This window comes from Variovorax sp. SG517, assembly GCF_013376045.1.
In the GTDB taxonomy this organism is placed as follows: domain Bacteria; phylum Pseudomonadota; class Gammaproteobacteria; order Burkholderiales; family Burkholderiaceae_C; genus Variovorax.
The window spans coordinates 23813-45562 of sequence record NZ_JABMJG010000002.1 but is presented as its reverse complement, the minus strand read 5'-3'; the positions used below and the strand labels follow the sequence as shown (position 1 = coordinate 45562).

The 21750-nt window shown below is 64.4% G+C and carries 18 protein-coding genes and 1 tRNA gene; 10 read left to right on the top strand and 9 right to left on the bottom strand.

The features are described from left to right. Nucleotides 1-13: 13 nt before the first annotated feature. From pstA to pstS, 3 genes are read right to left on the bottom strand one after another with little or no spacing between them, the layout of a single operon-like run. Nucleotides 14-898, bottom strand: a complete 885-nt coding sequence (gene pstA / locus FHT32_RS05590; protein ID WP_176663669.1) for a phosphate ABC transporter permease PstA — start codon at nucleotides 896-898, stop codon at nucleotides 14-16. Then, nucleotides 895-1977: a phosphate ABC transporter permease subunit PstC gene (pstC, locus tag FHT32_RS05585; protein ID WP_176663668.1), complete on the bottom strand. Its 1083-nt coding sequence runs from the start codon at nucleotides 1975-1977 to the stop codon at nucleotides 895-897. The genes pstA and pstC overlap by 4 nt, the downstream gene beginning before the upstream one ends. A gap of 37 nt (nucleotides 1978-2014) precedes the next feature. Continuing rightward, nucleotides 2015-3049, bottom strand: a complete 1035-nt coding sequence (gene pstS, locus FHT32_RS05580; RefSeq protein ID WP_176663667.1) for a phosphate ABC transporter substrate-binding protein PstS — start codon at nucleotides 3047-3049, stop codon at nucleotides 2015-2017. A gap of 264 nt (nucleotides 3050-3313) precedes the next feature. Here pstS and FHT32_RS05575 point away from each other — a divergent pair, with 264 nt between their 5' ends. Then, complete coding sequence (locus tag FHT32_RS05575; RefSeq protein ID WP_176663666.1) at nucleotides 3314-4834, top strand: Ppx/GppA phosphatase family protein; 1521 nt, start codon at nucleotides 3314-3316, stop codon at nucleotides 4832-4834. Nucleotides 4835-4861: 27 nt separating this feature from the next. On the opposite strand, the gene FHT32_RS05570 is transcribed toward FHT32_RS05575, so the two are convergent. From FHT32_RS05570 to FHT32_RS05560, 3 genes are read right to left on the bottom strand one after another with little or no spacing between them, the layout of a single operon-like run. Then, on the bottom strand, nucleotides 4862-5323 hold the full coding sequence (locus FHT32_RS05570) for a histidine phosphatase family protein (protein WP_176664348.1): 462 nt from the start codon (nucleotides 5321-5323) through the stop codon (nucleotides 4862-4864). A 19-nt stretch (nucleotides 5324-5342) separates the two neighbouring features. Continuing rightward, nucleotides 5343-7664, bottom strand: a complete 2322-nt coding sequence (gene ppk1 / locus FHT32_RS05565; protein ID WP_176663665.1) for a polyphosphate kinase 1 — start codon at nucleotides 7662-7664, stop codon at nucleotides 5343-5345. Next, the gene (locus tag FHT32_RS05560; RefSeq protein WP_176663664.1) at nucleotides 7661-8542 is read right to left on the bottom strand and encodes a GNAT family N-acetyltransferase; all 882 of its coding nucleotides are present in this window, start codon (nucleotides 8540-8542) and stop codon (nucleotides 7661-7663) included. Before FHT32_RS05560 ends, ppk1 begins: the two co-directional genes overlap by 4 nt. A 171-nt stretch (nucleotides 8543-8713) precedes the next feature. Here FHT32_RS05560 and FHT32_RS05555 point away from each other — a divergent pair, with 171 nt between their 5' ends. The 6 genes from FHT32_RS05555 to FHT32_RS34790 all read left to right on the top strand — a co-directional run bounded on the left by FHT32_RS05555 (nucleotide 8714) and on the right by FHT32_RS34790 (nucleotide 16840). Further along, complete coding sequence (locus FHT32_RS05555) at nucleotides 8714-10396, top strand: FAD-dependent oxidoreductase (protein WP_176663663.1); 1683 nt, start codon at nucleotides 8714-8716, stop codon at nucleotides 10394-10396. A 38-nt stretch (nucleotides 10397-10434) separates the two neighbouring features. Beyond that, a complete protein-coding gene (locus tag FHT32_RS05550) occupies nucleotides 10435-10704 on the top strand; it encodes a UBP-type zinc finger domain-containing protein (RefSeq protein ID WP_176663662.1) in 270 nt (89 codons plus the stop codon). A gap of 123 nt (nucleotides 10705-10827) precedes the next feature. Beyond that, nucleotides 10828-11532 carry a glutathione binding-like protein gene (locus tag FHT32_RS05545; protein ID WP_176663661.1) on the top strand — a complete coding sequence of 235 codons (705 nt, stop codon included), beginning with the start codon at nucleotides 10828-10830 and terminating at the stop codon, nucleotides 11530-11532. Nucleotides 11533-11567: 35 nt separating this feature from the next. Then, nucleotides 11568-11644: transfer RNA gene (locus FHT32_RS05540), tRNA-Pro, on the top strand. 262 nt (nucleotides 11645-11906) lie between these two features. Further along, on the top strand, nucleotides 11907-15677 hold the full coding sequence (locus FHT32_RS05535; RefSeq protein WP_218088117.1) for a hypothetical protein: 3771 nt from the start codon (nucleotides 11907-11909) through the stop codon (nucleotides 15675-15677). Further along, nucleotides 15674-16840: a hypothetical protein gene (locus FHT32_RS34790; RefSeq protein ID WP_218088116.1), complete on the top strand. Its 1167-nt coding sequence runs from the start codon at nucleotides 15674-15676 to the stop codon at nucleotides 16838-16840. Before FHT32_RS05535 ends, FHT32_RS34790 begins: the two co-directional genes overlap by 4 nt. Nucleotides 16841-17106: 266 nt before the next feature. Here FHT32_RS34790 and FHT32_RS05530 read toward each other — a convergent pair whose 3' ends face one another. Together FHT32_RS05530 and FHT32_RS05525 are read right to left on the bottom strand one after the other, a co-directional pair. Beyond that, nucleotides 17107-18054: a DUF72 domain-containing protein gene (locus FHT32_RS05530; protein ID WP_176663660.1), complete on the bottom strand. Its 948-nt coding sequence runs from the start codon at nucleotides 18052-18054 to the stop codon at nucleotides 17107-17109. A gap of 19 nt (nucleotides 18055-18073) precedes the next feature. Next, nucleotides 18074-18274 (bottom strand): hypothetical protein, encoded by a 201-nt coding sequence (locus tag FHT32_RS05525; RefSeq protein ID WP_176663659.1) that lies wholly within the window; start codon nucleotides 18272-18274, stop codon nucleotides 18074-18076. A gap of 27 nt (nucleotides 18275-18301) precedes the next feature. Between FHT32_RS05525 and FHT32_RS05520 the strand changes: the two genes are divergently transcribed. The 3 genes from FHT32_RS05520 (at nucleotide 18302) to FHT32_RS05510 (ending at nucleotide 20781) form a co-directional block, all read left to right on the top strand. Next, nucleotides 18302-18718 (top strand): hypothetical protein, encoded by a 417-nt coding sequence (locus tag FHT32_RS05520; RefSeq protein WP_176663658.1) that lies wholly within the window; start codon nucleotides 18302-18304, stop codon nucleotides 18716-18718. Between the two features lie 17 nt (nucleotides 18719-18735). Next, the gene (locus tag FHT32_RS05515) at nucleotides 18736-18948 is read left to right on the top strand and encodes a hypothetical protein (protein ID WP_176663657.1); all 213 of its coding nucleotides are present in this window, start codon (nucleotides 18736-18738) and stop codon (nucleotides 18946-18948) included. Between the two features lie 924 nt (nucleotides 18949-19872). After that, nucleotides 19873-20781, top strand: a complete 909-nt coding sequence (locus FHT32_RS05510) for a hypothetical protein (RefSeq protein ID WP_176663656.1) — start codon at nucleotides 19873-19875, stop codon at nucleotides 20779-20781. An 81-nt stretch (nucleotides 20782-20862) separates the two neighbouring features. Here FHT32_RS05510 and FHT32_RS05505 read toward each other — a convergent pair whose 3' ends face one another. Continuing rightward, nucleotides 20863-21633 carry a DNA adenine methylase gene (locus FHT32_RS05505; protein ID WP_176663655.1) on the bottom strand — a complete coding sequence of 257 codons (771 nt, stop codon included), beginning with the start codon at nucleotides 21631-21633 and terminating at the stop codon, nucleotides 20863-20865. Nucleotides 21634-21750 lie beyond the last annotated feature (117 nt).

The window sequence follows — 21750 nt, the reverse complement described above, 5'->3', positions numbered from 1 at the left end:
TCTTCTTCCGGATTCAATGTTTGTTGCGCGTCAGTACCCGCGCCAGGATGTTGAGGGCGAGCACGGCGATCGTGATCAGGAACACGCCGGCCCATGCCAGCTGCTGCCAGTTCTCGTACGGGCTCATCGCGAACTTGAAGATCGTGACCGGCAGGCTGGCCATCGGCTGGCTCACGTCGGCGGTCCAGAACTGGTTGTTCAGCGCGGTGAAGAGCAGCGGTGCGGTTTCGCCGGCAATACGCGCCACGGCCAGCAGCACACCGGTGACCACACCGGCGCGGGCAGCGCGCAGCGTGATGCTGGTGATGACCTTCCACTTCGGCGTGCCGAGCGCGTAGGCGGCTTCGCGCAGGCCCGGCGGCACCAGCTGCAGCATGTTCTCGGTGGTGCGGATCACCACGGGAATCACGATCAGCGCGAGGGCGATGGCACCGGCCAGACCCGAGAAGGTCTTGAAGTAGGCCACCACCACGGCATAGACGAACAGGCCGATCACGATCGACGGCGCCGACAGCAGGATGTCGTTGACGAAGCGCGTGACGGAAGAGAGCCAGCCCTTGGGGTTGTACTCGGCCAGGTAGATGCCGGCCATGATGCCGATGGGCGTGCCCACGAAGGTGGCCAGCATCACCATCACGAACGAGCCGAAGATCGCATTCGCGATGCCGCCCACCTCGTTCGGCGGCGGCGTCATCTGGGTGAACGTCGCGATGGCCAGGCCGCCCACGCCCTGGCGCAGCGTTTCCCAGAGGATCCAGATCAGCCAGAACACGCCGAAGGCCATTGCGGCGAGCGACAGCGTGAGCGCGATCTTGTTGACGCGGTTGCGTGCGGCGAACTTGGCCTGGCGCGTTTCGGCCAGTGCCTTGGCCACGAGAAGGTTCTGGGCGGTGCTCACGACTTGGCTCCTTCGCTCTTCTTCATACGGGCCAGCAGCATCTTGGAGAGCGACAGCACGACGAAGGTGATGAAGAACAGCACGAGGCCGAGGTACATCAGCGCGGCCTGGTGCAGGCCGGCGCCGGCTTCGGCGAATTCGTTGGCGAGTGCCGAGGTGATGCTGTTCGCAGCCTCGAACACGGAAAGGGAGTTGAGCTGGTTCATGTTGCCGATCACGAACGTGACCGCCATCGTTTCACCCAGCGCCCGGCCCAGGCCGAGCATGATGCCGCCGATCACGCCGGCCTTGGTGTAGGGCAGCACCACCTTGGAAACCACTTCCCAGGTGGTGGAGCCGAGGCCGTAGGCCGACTCCTTCAGCAGCGGCGGCGTCACCTCGAACACGTCGCGCATCACCGAGGCGATGAACGGAATGATCATGATCGCGAGGATGATGCCGGCCGACAGAATGCCGATGCCCACCGGTGGGCCGGACACCAGCGCGCCGAGGTAAGGCACGTCGGAAAGCAGCTTCTGCAGCGGCTGCTGCACCCAGGTCGACAGGATCGGCCCGAACACCAGCAGGCCCCACATGCCGTAGACGATGGAGGGCACCGCGGCCAGCAGCTCGATGGCCGTGCCCAGCGGACGCTTGAGCCAGCTGGGCGAGAGTTCTGTGAGAAAGAGCGCGATGCCGAAGCTCACCGGCACCGCGATCACCAGCGCGATGATCGAGGTGGCCAGCGTGCCGTAGATCATGACCAGGCCGCCGTACTCGTCCTTGACCGGGTCCCACACGCTGCTCGTGAGGAAGCCGAGGCCGTACTTCGAAATGGCGGGCCAGGCGCCGGCAACCAGCGACAGCAGGATGCCGATGAGCATCGCCAGCGTCAGCAAGGCGGCGCCCTTGGCGGCCCAGCCGAACAGCCGGTCGGCCATCGGGCCGGAGCGCGGCGCCTTCACGGGCGGCGGAGGTGCGGTGGCACGACCGCGCTCGGCCGCGAGGTCGAGAGAGGTGGTGGCGGCGGGAAAGGTGGATGACACGGGTCGCTCCGGCAAAGACGAAAGCGGCGCGTCCTGGAGCGAAGAATTGCTCATGGGCGCGCCGTTCTGCGTTCTGGACTGGTGGGTAGGTTTACTTGAACGCGACGGCCTTGCCCGACGAGTCCTTCACCTCGCCCCATGCCTTGGCGATGGTGGCCTTCACGGCGTCGGGCATCGGCACGTAGTCGAGATCGTCGGCCGTCTTGTCGCCGCTCTTGTAGGCCCAGTCGAAGAACTTGAGCACGGTGGTCGCGTTGGCGGGCTTGTCCTGCACCTTGTGCATCAGGATGAAGGTGGCGCCGGTGATGGGCCATGCGTCCTTGCCGGCCTGGTTGGTCAGCACCTGGTAGAAGCTCTTGCTCCAGTCGGCGCCGGCGGCGGCGGCCTTGAATGCCGAGTCGTCGGGCGACACGAAGGTGCCGGCGGCGTTCTGCAGCTGGGCGTACGTCATCTTGTTCTGCTTGACGTAGGCGTATTCGACGTAGCCGATCGAGTTGGGCAGGCGGTTCACGAAGGCGGCGACGCCTTCATTGCCCTTGCCGCCCGCGCCGGTGGGCCAGTTCACGGCCGTGCCTTCGCCGACCTTGGTCTTCCATTCGGCGTTGACCTTGCTCAGGTAGTTGGTGAACAGGAAGCTGGTGCCCGAACCGTCGGCGCGGCGAACCGGGGCGATGGCGGCGTCGGGCAGGTTCAGCGAACCGTTCAGGGCCTTGATGGCGGGGTCGTTCCACTTGGTGATCTTGCCCAGGTAGATGTCGCCCAGGACCTGGCCGTTGAGCTTCAGTTCGCCGGGCTTCACGCCCTGGATGTTGACCACGGGAATCACGCCGCCGATGACGGTGGGGAACTGCAGCAAGCCCTTGGCCTGGAGTTCGTCGTCCTTCAGGGGAGCGTCGGAAGCGCCGAAGTCGACGGTCTTGGCTTCGATCTGCTTGATGCCGGCGCCCGAGCCGACGGACTGGTAGTTGATCTTGACGCCGGTGGCCTTGTTGAAATCGGAAGCCCACTTGGCATACAGCGGTGCCGGGAAGCTGGCGCCGGCGCCGGTCACGTCTTGAGCGAAGGCGGGAATGGAGAACACCGCGGCCACGAGGCCGGCTGTTGCAAATTTGAACGTCGTTTTCATGAAGCTTCCTTTTAGAAGTAAGAAGTAGTCCCTTTCCGGGCTTGGGACGGACTCTAGAAAGCTTGTGTGACATCGGTGTGACACCCCTCTGTCGAGGGAAAATGGCTTTTTCCCGCAGGTGGATCGTGTGACGCTGTCACATAACCGTCATGCGATGCGCCTAGCCTCTCGGGACTCGCCATCGGGCGATCCAGAAGGCGGGGCGCCCTGTCACGGCGCTACGATCAAACACAAAGACTCCCCGGCTTCCCCCTTCAGAACCACATGCAAAACGGCACCCGCCTCGCAGCAGTCGACCTGGGCTCCAACAGCTTCCGGCTCGAAATCGGACAGGTCGACCACGGCCAGATCCACCGCACCGAATACCTCAAGGAGACGGTGCGCCAGGGCAACGGCCTGGACAGCGCGCGCAACCTGACCACGGAAGCCATGCAGCGCGGCTGGGACGCCCTCGCCCGCTTCGGCGAACGCCTGGCGGGCTTCAAGCGCTCGCAGGTCCGGGCCGTGGCCACGCAGACCCTTCGCGAAGCCCGCAACCGGGAAGAATTCCTGTTGCGCGCACGCACCATCCTGGGTTTCGGCATCGACGTGATCCCGGGGCGGGAGGAAGCCCGCCTTATCTATCAGGGCGTGGCGCACATGCTGCCGCACGACGATGCCTCCGACCGCGAACGCCGGCTGGTGATCGACATCGGGGGCCGTTCCACCGAAATGATCATCGGCCGCGCCCTGGTAGCCGACCGAATGGAGTCGTACCGCGTGGGCAGCGTCGCGTGGTCGATGAAGCACTTCGGAGAGGGGCACTTCACCCAGTCGGCCTTCCGTGCCGCCGAGGTCGCCGCCAAGGCCGTGCTGGACGACGCGCTCGGCAGCTACGCGCGCGACCAGTGGGACGTGGCCTATGGCGCCTCGGGCACCATCGGTGCGGTCGGCGACGTGCTGGCTGCGGCGGGCGGCGAGCCCGGCCTGGTCACGCGCGAGGGCCTGGACTGGCTGCTCGACCGGCTGCTGAAGGCCGGCAGCGCCGAAAAGCTGCGCATCGACGGCATGCGCGAAGACCGCAAGGCCGTGATCGGCGGCGGGCTCAGCATGCTGCGCGCGGTGTTCGACCTGCTCGGCATCGAGGAGATGAAAGTCGCACAGGGTGCGCTGCGCCATGGCGTGCTCTACGAGCTGCTGGAGCGCGACGAAAGCGTTGCCGACATGCGCACCACCACGGTGGCGCGGCTGGCCACCCGGTTCGCGGTGGATCCGGAGCAGGCCCGGCGCGTTGGCGAAACGGCCGCGGCCCTTTTCGTGCAACTGGCACCGGCCGCGCGCGGCGGCAGCACCACCAACCGCGCAGGCCGCGCACTGCGCAAGCTCGGATGGGCGGCGCAACTGCACGAGATCGGCACGCTGGTGTCGCACAGCGACTATCACAAGCACGGTGCCTACATCCTCGACAACGCCGACGCACCCGGCTTTGCCGTCAACGAGCTGCACGCGCTCGGCCAGCTGGTGCTGGGCCAGCGCGGCAAGCTGCGCAAGCTCGAGGCCTCGCTGGACGACGAAACCTTCGTGATGCAGCTGCTGTCCCTGCGGCTTGCGGTGATCCTGTGCCACGCGCGGCGCGATCCCGATCCGCAGGCCCTGCATCTCGCGGCACTGGGCGCCCGGGCCTTCGCCATCGCCTGCGCACCGGACTGGGCGGATGCGTACCCGCAGTCGGCACACCTGCTGCGCGAGGAAGTGCTGGCCTGGCAGAAGACCAGCAACTGGCGGGTGGAACTCAGCGGCTGCTGAGCCCCTGCCCGCTATCCAACTAATCAGTTAAAGCAATTCCGGCGACTGCACCGTCACCACGACGGTCTGCACGTCGCCGTCGCGCTCGCGCGTGCGGATCCACCACAGCGCGCCCTTGCGCACCGGGCAGCTGTCCTGCTTCAGGCCCAGCAGAAGCGAAATCGCCTGCCCCACCGAAGGCTGGTGGCCGATCATCAGCACCACCGATTTGCCATTGGGCCAGCCGGCTGCGCCGAGCAGCGCCTCAGGGGTGGTGTCCGGAGCGAGCTCCGAACGCAGCTTGTATTTGCGGCCCAGCGCCAGCGCCGTCTGCTCGCAGCGCCGCGCCGGGCTGCAGATGATGCGCGTGCCGTCCGGCAGCTGGCGGTCCAACCAGACCGCCATCCGCTTGGCCTGCTTCTCGCCGCGCGGGGTGAGCGAGCGCTGCATGTCGTCGCACCCCTCGGTCCAGTCCTCGGCTTCGGCGTGGCGCCAGAAGATCAAGTCCATGGTCATCGTCTTTCGATCTTCAGTTGCTGGATGCATCTCTGAGATGCCCTCGCGATGCGTAGCGGTTCATGAGCGCCGCCTGCGCGCCATGGGCTTCGACCACGGGCGACGCGCCCGCCTCGCCCGAGTGCGTGTCGTGGTCGACGCGCGTGTAGGTGCCGTCCGGACCCAGGTCCCAGGCGTCGCGGCCATCGTGCAGATAGGCCACCAGGCATTCGTCGATCAGGCGCTGGCGCAGCCCGGGGTCCGTCACGGGCCACGCGAGCTCGACGCGACGCATCATGTTGCGGTTCATCCAGTCGGCGCTGGACAGGTACAGCGATTCGTCCTCGCCAACACGGAAATAGAAGACGCGCGAATGCTCGAGGAAGCGGCCGATGACCGAGCGCACGCGGATGTTGTCCGTCACACCCGGCACCTGTGCCGGCAGCGTGCAGGCGCCGCGCACGATCAGGTCGATCTTCACGCCCTTCTGGCCGGCGCGGACCAGCGAGGCGATGATCTCGTCGTCGGTCAGCGCATTCATCTTGGCGACGATTCGCGTCGGCTGGCCAGCCGCGGCGGCCGCGCCCAAGGCATCGATCTGCGCGATGACATTCTTGTGCAGGTCGAACGGCGCCAGCCACATGCGGTTTAGCTTCGGCAGCCGGCTCTGGCTCGCCAGATGCACGAACACGGCCTCCATGTCGGCCGTCAGCAGCGGATCGGCCGTGAGGTGGCTGATGTCGGTGTAGAGCCTTGCGGTGCGCGGGTTGTAGTTGCCCGTGGAAAGATGGCCGTAGCGGCGCATCTGCTTGCCCTCGCGCCGCGTCACCAGCAGCATCTTGGCGTGGGTCTTCAGGCCGACCACGCCGTACACCACCTGTGCGCCGATCGACTCGAGCATCTCGGCCCAGTTGATGTTCGCTTCTTCGTCGAAGCGGGCCTTCAGTTCCACCACCACGGTGACTTCCTTGCCGCGGCGAACGGCCTCGCGCAGCAGATCCATCATTTCCGAGTCGGCGCCCGTGCGGTAGATGGTCTGCTTGATCGCCAGCACCTGCGGGTCTTGCACCGCCTCGCGCAGGAAGGCCAGCACACCCTCGAAGCTCTCGAAGGGCTGGTGGATCAGCACGTCGCCGCGCTGCAGCTGCTCGAAGAACGACTGCGCGGGCGACAAGGTGACGGGGTACGACGCGCGATACGGCGGAAAGCGCAGCTGCGGCTCGTCGAGCAGGTCCGCCAGCTGCGTGAGCCGGGCCAGGTTCACAGGGCCGTGCACCCGGTACAGCGCCTGGGGCGGCAGGTTGAACTGCGCCAGCAGGAAGCTCGCGAGCGATTCGGCACAGCTCGCCGAGACTTCGAGGCGCACGGCCTGCCCGTAGTGGCGGTGCTGCAGGCCCTGTCGCAGCGCGGTGCGAAGGTTCTTGACGTCTTCCTCGTCGACCGCCAGGTCGGAATGCCGCGTGACACGGAACTGCGAGAAGTCGCCCACCTCGCGCCCCGGGAACATGCTGCTCAGGTGCGCGCGCACCACGCTCGAAAGTGCCACGAAGAGCGTCTTGCCCTCCGACACCTTGGCCGGCATCTTGATCAGCCGCGGCAGCACGCGCGGCAGCTTGACGATCTGGATCGGGTTCTCGCGCCCGAAGGCGTCCTTGCCGCCCAGCCGCACGATGAAGTTGAGCGACTTGTTCGCCACTTGCGGGAACGGATGCGCAGGATCGAGGCCGACCGGAATCAGCAGCGGGCGCACTTCGCGCTCGAAATACTCGCTGACCCACTTGCGCTGGGCCGGATTGCGCTCGCCGTGCGAAATGATGCGGATGCCGTGCGTCGCGAACGTCGGCATCAGCTCGTCGTTGTACAGCGCGTACTGGCGTGCCACCAGCTTGTGGGCCGCCTCGGCCAGCCGCTCGAAGGACTCGACCGTGTAGGTGCCCTTGTGGTCGCCGGCGCTGCCTGCGATCAGGTGCGGCGCGGCACGAACCTCGAAGAACTCGTCGAGGTTCGACGAGACGATGCACAGGTAGCGAAGGCGCTCGATCAGCGGCACCTCCTTGCGATGCGCCCAGTCGAGCACGCGCTCGTTGAACGAAAGAATGCTGTGGTCGCGATCCAGCAAGGTGAACGCGGGAGCCGCAACGTCGAGGGACGATTCTGCGGGGGCGGATGGCATGGGCACTGATTCTGCAGCAGGCGACACAGGAGGAAACGTAGGCTGAAATATGACAGTGTCAGCCCCTCCTGTGACAGTTCCGTGACCGCCTTGTGACGCAGTTGCGCCAGCCGTCTGCTGGCGGCTCCCGCCCGGCGAAGAAGCGAGCGGCCCGGTTCCGGGCCGGTCGGCCGCCGGCTTCATGCGCCCAGGAAGTGCTTGCGGTAACGCGCCGGCAGGTCGTCGATGCGCATCAGCATCGGCAGGTCGGCGGCGTTGAAATCCGGATCCCAGGCCGGGGCGCCGAGCACCTTCGCACCCAGGCGCAGGTAGCCCTTGATGAGCGCCGGGGGCTCCACGTCGAGCGTGCTGTCGAGCCGCTCCACTGGCAGCGGCAGGCGGGGCTGCACCTGGTACTGGATGGGCGCCATGTGCTTGGCCGACACCTGGCGCCAGATGCTGGCTGCCGCATCGCCGTTCGTGACACCGTTGTGTGACATCGGAATGCTCGCGCAGCCGATCATCGTGTCCAGCTTGTTGCGGTGCATGAAGCCGGCCAGCGCGCCCCAGAGCGCGAGGATCACGCCGCCCTGGCGGTGGTCGGGGTGCACGCAGCTGCGGCCGAGCTCCACCATGCGCTCGCGCAGGTCGCGCAGGCGGGTGAGGTCAAATTCAGTATCGCTGTAGGTGCTGCCGACCCGGCGGGCCTGCGCCGGCGTGAGCACGCGGTAGGTGCCGATGACCTGCTGGGTCAGCTCGTCGCGCACCAGCAGGTGCTCGCAGAAGTCGTCGAACAGGTCGATGTCGTGGCCGGCGACCGGCGAGGAAACCCGGGCGCCCATTTCGCCGACGAACACGTCGTAGCGAAGGCGCTGGGCGGCCCGCACGTCGTCGACGTGGCGTGCCCAGCCGACGGTGATGCCTTGCTTCGATTCGATGGCCTGCGGCAGGATGACTGCGGGGGCCTGAGGCACCGACGTCCGGGCTGCAGCGGCGGAGGCGCCGGCTGCAGGAGCGGGCCACAAGGCCGCGCGCAGCCCGATCTGCGAAAGCGGAAACGTCGGGTTGGGCAGTTCTTTCATGGGGAAACCCTTTCTGCCGAGGGAGTCTCCGCACCTGCGATGAAGCGGGCATGTCAGGAACATTGCAGGCACGTGACGTTGTTACAGCCCGCAGCCGCCACGCAAACGCCTGCAACCGTTCAGGCTGGCTTCGTCGTCTAATGCGGTGGATTTTCAAAACGGAGCTTTCCGATGGCCACGACCAACTCCAACGGCACCGACAACAGCCGCCTGCACCAGACCTTCCCCGTCCTCAGTGACACGGAGATTGCGCGCATTGCACGTTTCGGCACCGTGCAGCAGTTCGCGCGCGGCTCGCGGCTGTTCACCGCGGGAGAAACCGGCCCCGGCATGTTCGTGCTGCTCAAGGGCGTCGTGGCCGTGACGCAACGCGACGGCCTCGGTCACGTGGTTCCCATCGTCCGTCAGGGCCCGGGCGAGTTCCTGGCCGAAGTCGGCCAGCTGAGCGGCCGCCCTGCCCTGGTCGACGGCCACGCCGACGAAGACGTCGAGGCGCTGCTCGTATCCCCCGCGCAACTGCGGGCGCTGCTCGTCGCCGAGGCCGACCTGGGCGAGCGTATCACCCGCGCACTCATATTGCGGCGCGTGGCGCTGATCGAGTCCGGCGCCAGCGGGCCGGTGCTGATCGGCCAGCCGCAGTCGCCCGACATGGCGCGGCTGGAGAACTTCCTGCGCCGCAACGGCTATCCCTATCACCTGGTCGACGCCGCCGAAGACCCCGATGCCGCGGCGCTGCTCACGCAATACGGCGCCTGCAAGCTGCTGGCCGTGTGCCCCGACGGCTCCGTGCTGGTCAACCCGAGCGACGAGGCGCTGGCCCGCTGCCTGGGCATGGTCGATACCGCCGAGCGCAACGAGCTGTTCGACGTGGCCGTCGTCGGCGCCGGCCCTGCCGGCCTGGCGACGGCGGTGTACGCGGCGTCCGAAGGGCTGCGCGTGATCGTGCTCGACTGCCGCGCATTCGGCGGCCAGGCCGGCGCCAGCGCGCGCATCGAGAACTACCTGGGCTTTCCCACCGGCATCTCCGGGCAGGCGCTGGCGGGCCGCGCATTCGTGCAGGCCCAGAAATTCGGCGTCGAGATGCTGATCCCGGCCAAGGTCGTCTCGCTCGACTGCTCCCGCAACAATCCGGCGGAGAGCCTGGCCATCGCCCTGGCCGACGGGCGCACGATCCACGCCCGCACGGTGGTCATCGCCAGCGGCGCACGCTACCGCCGCCCCGACGTTCCGCGCCTTGCCGAATTCGAAGGCCGCGGCATCTGGTACTGGGCCTCGGCGATCGAAGCGAAGATCTGCGCCCGGCAGGAGGTGGCGCTGGTCGGCGGCGGCAACTCTGCCGGCCAGGCGGCGGTGTTCCTGTCGCGGCACGCGGCCAAGGTCAACGTGCTGGTGCGCGGACCGTCGCTCGCGGCCAGCATGTCGCGCTACCTGATCGACCGCATCGAAGCCACGCCGAACATCTCGCTGCAGCCGCACACCGAGCTCGTTCGCCTGCACGGCGGCTCCGACGAAGGGCTCACTGGCGCGACATGGCGCTGTTACACCTCCGGCAACGAACACGACTGCCCGGCGCGCAACATCTTCCTGTTCGTCGGCGCCGAGCCCGAGACTTCATGGCTCGAAGGCTGCGCCGTGGCGGTCGACAAACACGGCTTCGTGCTGACCGGCACCGCCGCCAGCCTGGGCTTTCCGGCGCGGCCCGCCGCGCCGCTCGAATCGAGCGTGCCGGGCGTGTTCGCCGTCGGCGACGTGCGCTCGGGCTCGGTCAAGCGCGTGGGTGGCGCCATCGGCGAAGGCGCCGCGGCGGTCGCGCTGATTCACCAGCATCTGTCCCAAGCCTCGGCGGTGGCCTGAGGCGCCGCCAGCCATTTCGAATGACAAGGAGTAGAGATTTGCCCATCGAGCCCTGCGACCACGTGCCCACCGAAATCGCGCAGCCCCATGCACAGCATCGGCGCGGCTGCGAAGACTGCCTGAAGACCGGCGACACCTGGGTGCACCTTCGCCTGTGCGTGCATTGCGGCCACATCGGCTGCTGCGATTCATCGAAGAACCGTCATGCCACGAGGCACTCGCACGCCGAAGGCCACCCCGTCATCCGCTCGCTGGAGCCCGGCGAGAGCTGGATGTGGTGCAACGCGCACGAAAGACAGGTCGGCTGAGTTCATTCCGGCCGCAGGCATGCGGTGAATTCCCGCGCCGGCACGCGTTTGAGATCGCGCGTATATGCTGCCGGCTCGCATCAAACACCGCCCGCCCTGCCCATCACCGGAGTGTCAGACAACATGCCCGCATCGCCCATCGAGGTCTATTCCTGGCCAACGCCCAACGGACACAAGATTCACATCATGCTGGAGGAGTGCGAGCTGCCCTATCGCGCACACCCCATCAACATCGGCAAGGGCGACCAGTTCGCGCCCGACTTCCTGCAGATCAGCCCCAACAACAAGATCCCCGCCATCACCGACCCCCACGGCCCGGACGGCAAGCCGATCTCGCTCTTCGAATCGGGCGCGATCCTCGTCTACCTGGCGGGCAAGACCGGCAAGTTCCTGCCCACCGGCGACCGCGAGCGCTACGACGTGCTGCAGTGGCTGATGTTCCAGATGGGCGGCGTCGGCCCCATGCTCGGACAGGCGCATCACTTCCGCCTCTACGCCCCCGAGAAGATCGCCTACGCCATCGACCGCTACAGCAACGAAGCCAAGCGCCTGTACGGCGTGATCGACAAGCAGTTGTCAAAGAACAGGTTCATCGCCGGCAAGAGCTATTCGATTGCCGACATCGCCATCTTCCCGTGGCTGCGCAGCTGGGAAAACCAGGGCATCACCCTCACCGACTTCCCGCATCTGAAGGAATGGTTCGACGGCATCGCCGCTCGCCCGGCCGTGCAGCGCGGCGTGAAAGTGCTGGCAGACCTGCGCCAGCCGATCACCGGCGACAAGGAGCGCGAGATTCTTTTCGGCAAGACTCAGTACGAGAAACGCTGAGAGCCCCTTTATCCGGGCTAGAATAGAAGGCTTGTCGGGGTGTAGCGCAGCCTGGTAGCGCATCTGGTTTGGGACCAGAGGGTCGAAGGTTCGAATCCTTTCGCCCCGACCAAAAAATTGAACGGCGACAGTGACTTAGGCCACTGTCGCCGTTTTGCATTGCGCGGCGGCTGTCTAACATGGCTGATCCTGTCTAACGAGCCAGCCAGCATCGTGCCAGTGCTATCTCACCGGAGAAGGCGGATGCCGATCACTTCGAGCGATCACGACAGTCCGTTGCGCCCGCGCGACTGACGCGAAGCCCGCTGCCGGCCGCAAGGAGGCAACTAGTCGGCGGCTTTGGAGTAGAGCCGCAAATCCGGCAGGATGTCGGCATGACAACCGCGACCCCAGCCCCGAAGACGAAGACGAAGCCGATGCGTGCGGGAGGACGGGCCACCGAGGCGGGGATGGCGTTCCAGTCAGCCGTCGCGACGTGGTTCGCGGTCCACATCCTTGTGCGACTCCCGGTCGGAGCACGCTTCGGCCTCAACAACGCAGCGCTGCCAACGGCAATCCGCCTCGAGACCGGTACCGCGCTCGACGACATCGAGGTGACGCAGTCGGACGGTGGGGCGCTGCACATCCAGAGCAAAACGTCCGCCAACCTCGCGACGGGAGATAAGGCGCCACTCGCCAAAACGGGCGATCAGCTCGCCACCTGGATGGCTGACGCAAAGATTGCAGGCGGTGCTCCTGACCCGACTCGAAGCGCGGCGGTCCTCGCCGTCAGATTGGATGCCGCTCGCACACTCGACGACCTCGAGGCGGGATGCCGCGCGTTCGATCTGGGCGGCAGCTGGGCAGTCACGAAAAATCAGCGCAACGCTGCGCAACGCTCCGCGCTCGGCGCGCTGGAGGCCATTGTGAACGCGGCTTGGACCACGCATCGCGGGGCGCCGCCCGCCGAGGGCGATCTCGTCGACATGGCCCGCAGCTTCCACGTGGCGCGATTCTCGATGGACGAGGGCGACGCCGACTGGCGCGAGGCGTCAAGGCTGCTCGGCAGGCATCTATACGGCGGAGACGCGGCAGGAGACGCCCCACTTCGCGAGCTTCGTGGCGTCATGCGCGATTTGATCGGTAGCGGAGCCCCAGCCGATCGGAATGGCCTGCTTGACGCGCTCCGACGCCGGGGTCACGTCGACACCGGCGCGCCTCGCTTCGACGGCGACGTGGCCCGGCTCCGGGCCACGACGGACGCTGAACTGGGACGGCTGGCCGCGCATGGCAGGCTGCCGGTGGGCGGCGGCGTCACGATCACCCGGGAAAGCGACGCGCCTATGACGGCGGCGATTGCCTCCGGGGCCCTGTTGGTCGTTGGTGAGCCGGGCGCCGGCAAGACTGGCGCGCTCGTCCATGCGGCGACCGCACTCGCAGCGGACGGTGCCTTCGTCGTGTTCCTGTCCGTCGACCGGTTTCCCGGAGTCGCGATAGCGGCAGACCTAGCGTCTGAACTGCGACTCGGCCACCCGCTCATCGAGACCCTGGCGGCCGTACCGAGCCCCGGACCAAAATACCTTTTCATCGACGCACTCGACGCAGCCCGCGGCGGACCCGCGGAGGGCGTGTTCGCCTCTCTGATCGAGCAGGTCAGGAGCGAACTCGCCGACGAGTGGATCGTCATCGCTTCGATCCGGACCTTTGATTTGCGTAACGGCCGGCGATACCGGCTGTCGTTCGCCGGCGCGCCGGCCGACGCCGCACACGCCGATGCAACGCTGGGAGCGGTCCGCCACTTCCTCATCCCCCGGCTAACCGACGCCGATCTGGCCGCTGCCGGGACCTCGTCTCCCGAGATTGCGGGGCTTCTAGCCTCGGCCACGCCGCCGCTTGCCGAGCTGCTACGCAACGTGTTCAACATGTCGCTGGCCTCGGAGCTGATGGCGGGCGGCGCCAGCCCTGGGGAGTTCGCCGGCATCAGGACTCAGTCCGGACTCATCGACGCCTACGAGGACGTCCGCATGCCGACGACCGGCATGACACAGGCGGCAGCGGACGCAGCTGCCGCGATGGCCGGCAGCCGCCGACTCGCAATCCGGAAGGTGGACGTCAGGCATCCCGACCTCGACGAAGTGATCCAGTCCGGGGTCCTTAGCGCCGCAGGCGACCTCGTCAGTTTCGCCCACCACGTCCTGTTCGACCACGTTGCGGGAAGATACCTCCTTGCCTGGCATGACCCAGATCGACTAGTAGCTCAGTTGGAGGGCGATACCTCCGCCGCGCTCCTACTCGCTCCCGCGCTCCGGTTCGCGGTCGAGCGCATCTGGCGCGTTGACACCACTGGCAAGCCTCAGAGCTGGCAGCTTGTCTGCGGCATCTTCTCCGCAACCAAGGTTGACGCGGTCCTCGGCAACGTCGCGCTTCGCATCGTCAGCGAGAACGTGGGCGACCTCGAGGATCTCGCCGGCCTGGTAGCCAGATTCGAGGCGGAGCCGGACAACCCGTCGATCGCTAGCCTACTCGCGCGCCTGAGCCGATTCGTGGCGATGGACATCGAGGCAGGCCGGGTCTTCACGCCTGAGCGCGCGATTGCCTGGGCGAACCTCGCCGAGCTACTAGCGAGAAGCGATCGCTTGCCGCTCGTGGATCCGGCACGTGTGCTGCTTCAGGCGCTATTCGACCATGCAGACCTAACCGACTTAGCGCTGGCGCCGATCTTCGGCCGTGCGGCGCGGGCGATGCTCGAATTCGCATGGTCTAAGTCGCCGCCCCTGCACGCAATGACCGGCAGCGCGATCAGGTTCGTCGGAAGGTCGTTCGCGTCCGATCCCGCTGCCTCCCGGCCGCTGCTCGACCGGATCCTGCGAGAGCCCCACTTCTCCCAGAACGCTGACCGCGAGGCCCACTGGCTGGCGGAGCAAATCCTGCCGATCGCGCGGGCGGACCCGTCATTCGCCGCCGAGGTCTATGCGTGCCTCTACGGACAGATGATCACCGACACCGCGACGTCGGCCTTCGGGGGCCATCGGAGCCGAATCATGCCGCTCTCGTCCAACCGTCGGCAGGACTACGAGCATTCGCGTTGGCAACTCGGGAAGTCGATCGGCGAGTTCTTGGCAATCTCGCCCGAACACGGCACGCGTGCGGTCATCGACGCGGTCATCGGGAAGGCGACGACTCAGGGCTACAGCGAGCCAGAAGAGCTCAACCTTATCGACCTCGGGGCTACGAAGATCGAGTTCCGGAGGAGCGACATCGAGTTCAACGCGTGGGACGAGAGCGATGAGGACGCCTCTCCTCGCGAAGACGACGTGCTCGCACGTTACGTGGCCTTTCTGCGGTCTTGCGATGTGGCCTCATTTAGTTCGAGCATCGCGGCTGCCTCGCGCGAATATGCAACAGCATCCGTGTGGACGCGGATTCTCGGCGTGGCGAGCGAGCGCGTTGCAGAGGTCGACGGCCAGATCTGGCCGATGATGACGAAGCCCGACCTCCTGGAGAACGGCGCAACGCTGCGTGACGCCATGCGGTTCGTCGCGGCGGCGTGGCCATCCCGGTCACATGAGGAAAGACGCGGCTTTGAGGAGATGGTTCTGGACGACACACGGCATGCGGACGACGAGGCAAGGGAAAGATGGCGGTACATCCTACGAAGGTTGCTCTCGCTGATTCCAGAAGAGGCCTTCGTCTTGGAACAGACCCGCGACTTCCGACGGCTGATGGAGGCCGACTGCGAACTGCAGGACAGTAAATCAATCCACACGTTCGCCTCAAGCAGGGGCGGACACAAGGACTATGTCCGGGAAAGTCTGCGGCGGGAAGGCGTCGACATGGATGGCGGTCCCAACCGTGCAGTCCTCGATGCCTCGGATGCGCTTCACGCCAGTGTGAATGCGACGCCGACCGACAGCGACGCGGCCAAACTCGCGACCCTGTGGTCGGAGGCGAATTCGCTACTCATGCTGATCGACGCCAATCCCGGGCTCCATGGCCGAGTTGACCACTCCGCCTGGGGCCACGTCTCGAACGCGGTCGAGCGCGTCGTCTCGAGCCCCAACTTTGTGCCTCACGCGGATGGGCTCCCGGACCTGGACACGGTATTGGCCCTGCTCGCGCGCCTGTCGGCGAGCAAGTATCCTGAGCCCTCGGGTGACGTGGCATGAGCATCAGCTGGGGAAACTGGGCGGTGAGGGTCTACGCGGCCGAGGCCTGGGTATCGCTCGCGCCGAGGTTCGCCGCAGAACGACCTGAGATCGTCGACCGTATCAGCGAGATACTCACGGATCATCAGCCAGCGGTGCGTCTCCAGGCGGCCCAAAACCTGCAGGTCATCAATATGGCCGCCTCAGCGCGAATGTGGGAGATGGGAGAGCGGATCGCCATGGAAGAGACCGATGCCCGGGTGCTGACTGCCTACCTCGGCCGCTCCCTTCGCAGATTCAGCCATACCGAACCCGAACGCTGCGAACACATCCTCTTGATCGTCAAAGGCCGGCTCGACGACTTTGCCGACGACGCGGTTGGACGCGATCACATCCAGGAATGCATGGGCGGGTGGGTGGCGCAACTCCAGGCAGGCCAGGGACGTTCGCTCGCCGGCACTTGGCTCGACGAGTGGGCGGCAGATCCAGTGCGCTTCCAGAACGCGCTCAACTCTTACACCTCATCACTGCGGGGAGCGTTCTTCGGCCGCTACGCCGGCGAAGCCGAGCAAGGCGACAGGGAAATGAACGACCGTGCGCAGGAGGGGCTTGCGAAAATTCTCAGGTCGGCACTAGACATCTCGGCCAAGGCGCACGCGGTACTGGCCTCCGGAGCGCCGGACGGAGAGAAACGCGCCGCCGGTATGGAGTACAGCGCGGCCGAACGCGTCATCCATCACGCCATGAACCAGCTTTACTTCGGCGCGGGTGCGCATGCGAAGAACAATGAAGATGGACCAGGCCTCACCACAGCTGGAGCTAAGGCGCTCTTCCTCACCGACTACGCCGGTATCCTCGCGCTTCTGCAGCGCTCGCGAGAACCGGCGACGCAGCACCACCTGATCGAACTCTATTCGTACCTGATCCCTGGCAACCCCGTCGTCGTCTTCACAGCGATCCACGCGATCCTGACCGGTCCTGGCGCCGATGAGGGCTACCAGTTCGAAAGCCTGGGTAGTGCTGCGGTCGTGAAGATGGTGAGACGCTACATCGCCGACCATCGCAGCATCTTCGATGACCCCAAGAGGCGCGCGAGCCTCGTGGAGATCCTCCAGCTATTCTCGGATGTCGGCTGGACCGACGCGATCAGGCTTCTTTACGATCTACCCGACCTGCTGAGGTGAAATGGCAAGATTTAAGGCGATGCTCGAGATTTGGAATACCTGTTCAACGACGAAGAGCAGAGATGGTTCCATCGATCAAATTCCCGCTTCTAACCGGCTACCGCCTCTTCAACGATTTTCCCCAAATTGAGTAGAGGCCTGTCTCCCTGGACGCGCCCCCTGAGCGCGGAGCGGAGACAGGCATACCCTCTACAACCCTTGCCCGGCATGTTGAACCGGACTTAATCTGCGGCTCCGAACATCCGGTCTTGACCGGTAGCCGAAGTCTATTTGCAGCTCGAAGCCTCTGGGTCTGCGAGGCGTGACGATAAGCCGCGTTCTGCCTTTTGACCGGAAAGCATGTGAGCAAAGGCTTGAGCGTTGCGGACGCCCTTGTCCTCGTCGCAATTGTTGAAGATTGCGTGCGCGTTCTTGACCTTGAACGCGAGACGCACCATTTCTGCAGAGAGACTCTGCAACTCATCATCGGAGTACTCGTAGTTGAATCGCTCAGCGGCCGTAGGCACATCGGCGTTGTAGGTCTCGGCATTCCGGCCGCTCAGCCGCAGGAGCACGAAGTCGGGATGCGTGGCCTCCCAAACCGCAGGCACGCTGTTATCGGCCCCCCGCGGCCCGTCAACGATGGTGTGTACCGCGCCGATGTCGCGCAGCCAGGCGAGCGTGCTGGCTGTTCGCTCGGCCCCATCCCACCAGCTCTTGTGCCGAAACTCGATGCTTAGGGTGTCGCGCCTCAGCCGCTCGGCACATTGTTCTATGTGCGCCGTGACTCGAGGCGATGGTGTAACCGTTGGCGGGAACTGGAAGTGGATCATCCCCAGTTTGCCGGCGGCGCGCAGCGGCTCGAGCGCCAGAACGAACGCCCGCCACAACGCCTCTTTCACCTCCTCTGCCGAATCGCGATACAGCAGGCGCTTCCGGCCAGACAGCAGCTCCTTCACCGCTCGCGGCAGCACCTGCACGTCCGTCTGGTGTCCCGTGAAGAATCGAAAGGCCTTCACGTTGAAGACGAAGTGCTCGGGGGTACGCGCCGCCCAGTTCTGAACCATGGTCTGTGAGGGGATCGCGTAGTAGCTGCTGTCCACCTCCACCACCGGAAAAATCGACGCGTAGTAGCGCAGCCGCCCTTCTGCGCTGCTCACCCCAGGTGGATAGAAGCGCTTGCAATCGATGAGGGTCTTCTCCGCCCACGAGGCTGTCCCGACCAAGGTTGCCATGGATTGCCCTTTCCACCGCTCATGCGGTCCTGCTTGGCGGCATTACCGGCTCCAGCCAGAGCGTTGCGGCCGCCTGCGGCGACAGAGCTCTCAGATGCGGCTCGCGCGCTAGGTCGGCGGCCAGTTCTTCCAGCTGGTCAGGGTCGACCGTGCGCCAGTGCCGTTTGAGCTGCTGCGCGCAGTAGTAGATCCAAATATCAGTCGGGATCTCGTCGTCCATGGCGCAATACTACTGTATATTTAAACAGTGTTGTGCGACGTTTACATCCTCTACGAGTCAGGCCAGCCGCTGCCCGAAGAAGTCGTGCGCGCGCGACCGGTGCGCGGCTGGCTTTGCTACGGAGACGCCGGCCGAAACTACCCTCATGAGGAGGCACACCTCTATCGCAGCCGCAGCGACGCTGCCGAGGTGGCCCCCTTTGTGGACTACGCGCGCGTGAAGAAGATCAAGCGCGGCGGACTACGCATAGAAGGCTTGCAGCAACATGGCTACAACGACCATTGGAAACAGGTCTGGTGGTGCCTTCCTGCTCAGGAACATCTGCCGCACAAGCCTGAACGGAACGACGAGCGCTACGAGGCCATCCGAACTGCAGTCGCAAAGGTTGATGCCACGGGCCCCGCCTGCGCCCTCGACAAGCCATGGCTCAAGGGGCCAACATGAATCGCGACAATCCCTCGATGAGCCAGACCGATTTCTTCTCCGAACGCACCACCCTCTACACGCCAGCCTGGTACAGCGACAAGACTCGTGAAGAACGCGAGCTACCGCTGAGCCCGGCCGATTACAAGGTCTCACCCGGCGATGTAGACGACCGCTGGACCGTCACCTCACTCAAGGACGGCACTGTGGTTTACAGCGGTATCGGGCCAGTTGAGATCCGCCGCACTTGACCCTGCCTGTCAGCATCAGAGACGACGACAGCCCGCTCCAGCGGGCTTTTTTTCGCCCAAGCGTTGCCTGCCAGATCCTGACGGCCGCACTGCCGCTGTTTGCCCTCTCAAAATTCCGGGGAGGGTTCGGGAGAAACCTAACATCCCTAATCGACCATCACGAAAAGGCCGCAAAGCCTTTATCCATGCGGGTTTCGGCCGTTCCAGAGAACCTAATTTTTTCCTAACCTCAACCTAACCAGATTAGGGTTTAGATTCCTGATTCTTGGGAAAATGGAATCCCATATAAATCAACAACTTACGAAAAAATTAGGTTTTAGGTTAGGCCAGATTAGGGTGAGGCCTAATCAGGGCATCGCTAGGCGCCATGCGGGTTTCCGGCCGATTCGGCACCCTCGATTAGGAAATCAGGTTTTCCCCGAACCCAAACCGGATTTGGTCCCCTGCGAAGCCCTCCAGGCGCCCTCCTCCACAAGCCAACCGCAGGCCTCAAAGTTCGTCAGAACTCGCCACTGCCACCGGGTGCTCGACGGGCCACCGCGCTGCGCGCCGCCGGTGCGCGCGCCGGTCCGACTGCCCCGACGAAACAGACCCATTTAGCGAGCAGGCGTGGCGGGGTCAAGACCGCGCGCCAAGGCGCAGAGTCGCCCCCAGCCCCGGCCAGGCGACTGGACGCTTGAAGATGGGCCATGCCGAGGCAGCACAGCGCCACAGGCTGTGTCAAACGGTGAAAGGAAGGGCTCGGGCTGCCCCGCGCGCGCGAGGTGCTGTGGGGGCTCCAACGGCCTAGGTGGACAAGAGAAATTAATCCTTAATTACTCGCGATCTGCGTCGACATCAGCCGAATATGTGATTGCCGTTGCCTCGCACGATTCGTAACGTTCAGTTGCCAATGTCGGCGGAGAACGGGTACGGAGGTGTCGGATGCCCCAATCTTTGGATGATCTTAGGGAACGAGTGAAAACGATAAACGTAGTCTTTTCCCAACTAATTAGCGATTGGAATACTCTTGCGGAAGCTAGTCAGGAGCAATTGACGACGGGCATAAACAAGGCATATGGCCAAGCGGCAAGCTTTCAGCACGAATATCAAACCGCCATGGCGGGCAAAGATAAACACCGACCTGTCATTACCCAAAAATTCGCAGACGTCACGATAGGCGCAGCAGATGATTTTTTTGCCAAATCAATCGAAGCAAAAAGTTTGACTGCTCCAACAAAGGGAGACGCCAATTTGCTTTATAAAAAAGCAATCAAACAAATTGCCGGGGAAACAGGATATATGCCTAGAGCTAATGATGTCCGAATTATTGACCTGAGAATCGAGGGCACAAACCCGTGGCCACTCCCAGGGGGGGCGTACGGCAAAGCGCGAGACCAGACCAGCCTGGAAGACATTCAGAAGCTAGCCAAGGAAGAACTTTGGAAATTTTCCGGTGGTGACACGCCAGCAGACGGAGCGCGCGAACTCATGTCTTGGCTCAATGGAGAAACCCATAAGCCAAAATTCCTCAAAGGCGGGAAGGAAATATATTTCGCCAAAGATCTCAAGCAATTCAGCACATCGAATCCAAATAGCTCAAGAGTGCTCATCGTCGACGAACACAAGAAAGTGGCCCACTTGCGATGCGTGACCATTAAAATTAGATATATCGAAGGATACCCGACATACAAAAAACTAAAGCCTAAGGAATCCCTGTATCTCGATGAAATCATTTTTCAAATGTACAAAGACATCACCGACCTAAAGGCCCAAATTCGATTGGCGAAAATCAGATACAGAACATCAAGCAGCGACGCAGTATTTACTCGTGATTACACGTACACTTCCTAATTCCCTTCCAGCCTGCACAAAACTATTTTTAGAGGCGGCTTACCCATATTTTGAGATTCTTACGAGCGGCCGCCGATTCAGTTAGAAATTGCTGATGAGCAATTCGCGCGAGGGCGAGCGGTTCTCGGCCGCGCCGACCGAGTAGGTGATAGACAGCGGGCGCTGCTTCAGGCCGGCGAAGGCCCGCCGCATCTCTGGAATGTCGTTCACGCTCGCGATGGCTTTCCCCTTCATCGCCTTCAGCAGCTCGGCCATGCGGCCGTACTGCTCGAGCGCGAAGGGCACGTCATAGCCTTCGGTGCCCCAGTAGGGCGGATCGAGATAAAACAGGGTGTGGCTGCGGTCGTAGCGCTGCACGCACGCGGTCCAGTCGAGCCGCTCGATGGTGACTTGGTGCAGCCGCAGATGGACCGCGCTCAGATCCTCCTCCATGCGCAGCAGGTTCATGCGGCCAGGCGACGAAGTCGCAGTGCCGAAAGTGCGGCCTTCGATCTTGCCGCCGAACGAATGCTTCTGCAGGTAGAAGAACCGCGCCGCCCGCTGAATGTCGGTCAGCGTGGCCGGCGGCGTCTCGTTGAGCCAGCCGAAGATCTCGCGGCTCGTAAGCGCCCACCGGAACTGCCGCACGAACTCGTCGAGGTGGTGCTGCACCACGCGGTACAGGTTCACGAGGTCGCTGTTGACGTCGTTCAACACCTCGACCTTCGCCGGCTCCTTCAGGAAGAAGAGCGCCGCAGCGCCCGCGAAGGGCTCCACATAGCAGGTGTGCTCGGGGAACAAGGGAAGGATGTGCTTCGCGAGGCGGCGCTTGCCACCGATCCACGGCACGAGAGGTTTCGCTGAAATTTCCATTGTGCAAGCCTTTGACACTAAAAATTGCTGATAGGCTCGACCCACTCTGTACAGGGTGGCGGGCCTCGCCGGCTTGCAGGTCTGTCCTGCACTTCGGGGCTTGAACAGGTGCTCCAA